Raw genomic sequence first — 4,735 nt, forward strand, 5'->3', positions numbered from 1 at the left:
TAATGCCAGTCGGGCCGGAAAGGTTGCACTCGAAGCTGAGCAGTGTTTTACCGTTATCCGGTGAATACGACCACAGTGCCTGATAAGGAGTTTTCGAGACCTCAGTTCCATAACCCCCCGCAGTCGAGTTGCCAGGAATTATTTTCGGAAGATCAAGTGTGGAAGCGCTGCTGGCACCGATGAGACTACTGCTGATGAGCGTCAATTTCTGAGTACTGTTGTTGGTCAGCAGGAAATCCATTGCCGCTGTGACCCCATCCCCTAAGATCAAATTGACAAAACCCACCGTTTCATAATTGCCGCTTCCCCCCGGGATCGCAGGCGGATTCGCCGTGTACCAGTAGGTATCCGGGTTCGAATAACCTTGCAGGCGATCGGTAAAACCACTCCCGTAAGCATCGCTGTTCTTCGCAATCGCATACAGGTATGGATCATAGTCATCCGCGTTGGAATCCAGCTCAGACCCGATCCAGTCGGTCAGCCTTCCCTGGGCCCCCGCGAGGGAGAGCAGAAAAAACAGTTCGCCGGTCATGATGCCGCCGACCGTCGTTGAACTGAATGTTGTTCCGTATAAATTGGTATTTGTCGCAGCAGCATGATCCGCAATATTCACGGTACTGGCAGACCAGCCGAACACAATGCCTGCCATCAAATCGCCGACGACTCTCCCCCCCAGATCATTCTGAATACCCGTGGTGGAATAAGCGGTTTCTTTTCCATTGGCCGTATACATGACGACATAAGGAGGGTTGTTGCCGTAGATGCCTGTTCCCGCGTTTAAATTAGCCTGTGTGATAAAGATACTGAAAGCGCCTGTCACACTGCCGGAACCACTGATCACAACGCCGGCGGTCCCATTCGTGATTCCCTGGCCGGATAGAACAGGATCATTCTTCGGATTCAGATTCGTCGTAAATGTGGCTGTGGTGTTGTAACTCTGTGCCGTTTCAAAACCAGTCGCCTGGGGGCTATAAGTCTGCCCGCCACTATAGCCAAACAGCGCGCCACTCAAGGCATAGCTGGCTGGGATGCCCGTTGTCGGACTGGTATAACTGCAGACTTTCAGCGGCTTCGTGGCCGTCGTGGTCTGCAGCGTCGTCATCAGACTGATCCAGTCATGGTAGGCGGTAGGTATGGCCGTCGAGGACATGATCCGCACGAGTTGATTATTCGGTGGCCCCGTCTTCACGGCAGCGCCGCTGGGGACCTGGGCTGCGACATTCGCTAGAATGTTGACGGTTGATAAAACCGGGTTCACCGAGGTGGCCTGCAGCGCGGCACCGGTGGTGGCATTGCAGATCATCGTCGCTGCCGGAGCCGAAACACCGTCTACGTAAGACAGGTCCATATTACTGGCAGTCGGTGTCGGTGCCGGTAAGGTTTCCCCCAGAACCGTGGGTTCGAAAACAAGATACGGGCTGGTCCCCGGGTTATTAGTGGGGGGAGCTGCTGTCAGTGCCGCGGGGCCGTAGTTGATATAGATGCGCCCCGAAAATCCATTGAATGAGAATGTGTATTGATTCGCTTTTCCAAAATAAGGCAGATTGGGAACAGGCGCTAATAAACTGGCGAGACCGAAAGACCGCCATGTGGATGTGAAATCCGTAATCACTTTTGTTCCGATGGTCTGATCTGTGCCTGTGTTGGTGAAGTTGCCTGCGAACGAGACCCAGATTTGATTTTCATGGTATTCGCTCTGATTATTGGTAATGATAAACGGCGTATTGACATAGGTTGACATGCTCAGGCCCTCTCCATGTAAAAATTCAAGAAATCTGATCTCGTGCCAGACGAGATCAAGGGGCAACTTCCCTTAAACTGTGACTCCATTGATTGTCTGCGAGTTGGTTTGAGAGAACTGGAAAAAGGACAGACTCCATCGACCTTCCCGGTCTCTCATGAATATTGATTGATGTTTGAGTGTGCAGTCGGGACGCAAGTATACAAAAACGTCATTCGGATGCCACACAATTCTGGAGAGTCGGCATACATTTATGCATTTATAATTGATTCCCGCTAAGAAATGTTGGATAACGGTAGGAACCCTAAATGGTTCTCTCTTTAAGTGATACTCATTCCCCCCAACTTAACTCGATTGCTGATTCATAAAGGAAGCGCACCTGTGATTCGAAATCCCAAAACCCTGCTGCCACTGTTGCTGTCCGCGTGTCTGACTCTGACGGTTACGGCCGCGGAAAAGTCCGAAAACTCGTTAAACAAACTTTCGAAGGCGGAACAGAAAAGTGGCTGGAAACTGTTGTTCGACGGCAAAACCACCAACGGCTGGCGGAACTACCAGAAGGAAGGCGTCAATGATGGTTGGACGATCAAAGACGGCGTCCTCTCCCGTTCCGCAAAAGGGGCCGGCGATATTATCACCGACGATCAGTTCGAATTCTTCGAAATCTCGCTCGAATATCGCATCGCCAAAGCAGGTAACAGCGGCTTGATGTTTCATGTCACGGAAGAAGAACAGACGCCCTGGCGCACGGGGCCGGAAGTCCAGATTCAGGATAATGTCGACGGCCACGACCCGCAGAAAGCAGGCTGGCTCTATCAGCTTTACAAACCGGCGACTCCCAAATGGATGATCCAGGCTGAATCAGAAGGTAAAAAAGTCACACCGGCGGTTGTCGATGCGACACGTCCCGCCGGCGAATGGAACCACCTCTTTCTCAGAGTGGGTCCCAAACAGTCCGAAGTCATCATGAACGGCGTGTTGTATTATCGGTTCAATAAAGGGAGCGACGACTGGAACAAACAGGTCGCCGCCAGCAAGTTTGCCAAATTTCCAAAATTCGGAAAACCGACCAAAGGACACATCTGCCTGCAGGATCACAATGACCTGGTCTCCTTCCGGAATATCAAGATCAGAGAAATTCCCGCAGATGACTCGGTCAAAGATCCCAGTGATGGAGAGCTGGCATTACAGGGCGTACCCGCGTTCCCGGAATTGAAATGGGAAGGCTGGGAAGCCGTCGATGAAGAGACAGGAAAAGTGGTCCCGCTGCGTCCGATGATCATCACGCACGCGAACGATGGCAGCGGACGCATTTTTGTCGCCACGCAGCGCGGCATGATTCATGTCATCGATAAAACATCGCCGAAGCAGACAAAACTGTTTCTCGATATCACCTCGAAAGTCGCTCCCTGGAAAAAGAACAACGAAGAAGGCCTGTTAGGATTTGCTTTTCATCCAGACTATAAACAGAACGGCCAGTTCTTCGTCTACTATTCCGCAGAGGGCAGCCCGCGGAAATCGAAGGTCTCCCGCTTTCAGGTATCTGCCGATGATCCCAACAAAGCCGATGCCAAAAGTGAAACAACCGTGATGGAAATCGATCAGCCTTATGGCAACCATAACGGCGGCTCAATTGAATTCGGTCCCGATGGTTTTCTCTATATCGGCCTGGGTGACGGCGGTTCCGGCAACGACCCGCTGGGCAACGGACAGAACCTCGAAAACCTGCTCGGTTCCATATTACGAATTGACATCGACAAAACATCGAATGGCAAGAACTACGCGGTTCCTGCGGACAACCCGTTTGTGGGTCAGGCCAAAGCCAAACCGGAAATTTACGCTTACGGCTTGCGGAATGTCTGGCGTCTGAGCTTCGATCCGAAAACCGGCACGTTGTACGCCGGCGATGTCGGCCAGGACCTCTGGGAAGAGGTCAACATCATCAAAAAAGGGGGCAACTACGGCTGGAGCGTTCATGAAGGCACGCAAAATTTCGGTAATCGTCCGCAGACGACGAAAGCAGAACTCATCGATCCCATCTGGGAATACGATCATCGCGTGGGCCGATCCATTACCGGCGGCATCGTCTACCGCGGCAAGCGGCTGCCCGAACTGGCAGGCATGTATGTCTACGCCGACTTCGTCTCGGGCAAAATCTGGGCCCTCGAATACGACGAACAGTCCGGCGAAGTGAAACGAAATATGCTAATCAGCGCAGGCGGTATCCCCGTCATGTCCTTCGGCACCGACGCAGAGGGCGAACTCTATTACACCGTCCAGACCGTCAAAGGGGGCGAAGGCATTTTTCGTTTTGAAAAGAAGTAGCCAGCAACCACAGAATTTCAGACGATTCCTACAAGATTCTGAGCGGAACGGCGCCAGCCGCCGTTTACGTCGACAGAGAACAGGAACCTGGATCTGAATTCGAATTTCACTACCACGAAAAACACGAAAAAGCACGAAAGTGGAATCATCGCCGAATCTGTCTTTCGTGTCTTTTCGTGAATTACGTGGTAGAAAAATTGAATCGTCTAAAACCGACCTGAGGTCTTAAAAGTAGGGTGCGGACCTATGTGTCCGCCCGCCTGGCGAGGTGGGATGATTATCACGCATAAAATGGAACAGGAATCCACTCCGCACGTCAACAAACAAAGTACCTCAATAGCAGAGGAGCGTTTTATCGATCACTGTTGGAAAGTATCTAAACCACGTCGAACCTGAAAGCCACCTTCAATTAGGGATAGCTCGACCGGCGGGCCAGATTCTCTTGGTCTCCATCCCAGTACGAGAGCATCACGAATGATCGATTGCACTAGTTTGGGAGTAATCAACAGCTTATTAATATCTCCAACTTCTATTGAATAACTCCCGTTTTCTACAACAATATTTTGGTCATCTGAAATAACAACTTCCAGTTTTTTTCCGGTACCCGAAGCATGTTGTACAACAAGAACCATATACCCGGAATCTTGAGACGGACTCCACCTGTATTCT

General features: G+C 51.3%; 3 protein-coding genes. 1 reads left to right on the forward strand and 2 read right to left on the reverse strand.

Going from position 1 to position 4,735, the window contains the following annotated elements; genetic code table 11:
• Positions 1 to 1,741, reverse strand: a 1,741-nt coding sequence (locus tag Q0294_RS10695; RefSeq protein WP_299464624.1) for a hypothetical protein, incomplete at its 3' end; no start/stop codon positions are given.
• A gap of 381 nt (positions 1,742 to 2,122) precedes the next feature.
• Between Q0294_RS10695 and Q0294_RS10700 the strand changes: the two genes are divergently transcribed.
• Positions 2,123 to 4,066 (forward strand): PQQ-dependent sugar dehydrogenase, encoded by a 1,944-nt coding sequence (locus Q0294_RS10700; RefSeq protein WP_299464628.1) that lies wholly within the window; start codon positions 2,123 to 2,125, stop codon positions 4,064 to 4,066.
• Positions 4,067 to 4,425: 359 nt separating this feature from the next.
• On the opposite strand, the gene Q0294_RS10705 is transcribed toward Q0294_RS10700, so the two are convergent.
• A partial coding sequence (locus tag Q0294_RS10705; protein ID WP_299464631.1) for a hypothetical protein occupies positions 4,426 to 4,735 on the reverse strand: 310 nt, incomplete at its 5' end.

It is taken from the genome of uncultured Gimesia sp. (assembly GCF_937919775.1).
Classification (GTDB): Bacteria; Planctomycetota; Planctomycetia; order Planctomycetales; family Planctomycetaceae; genus Gimesia.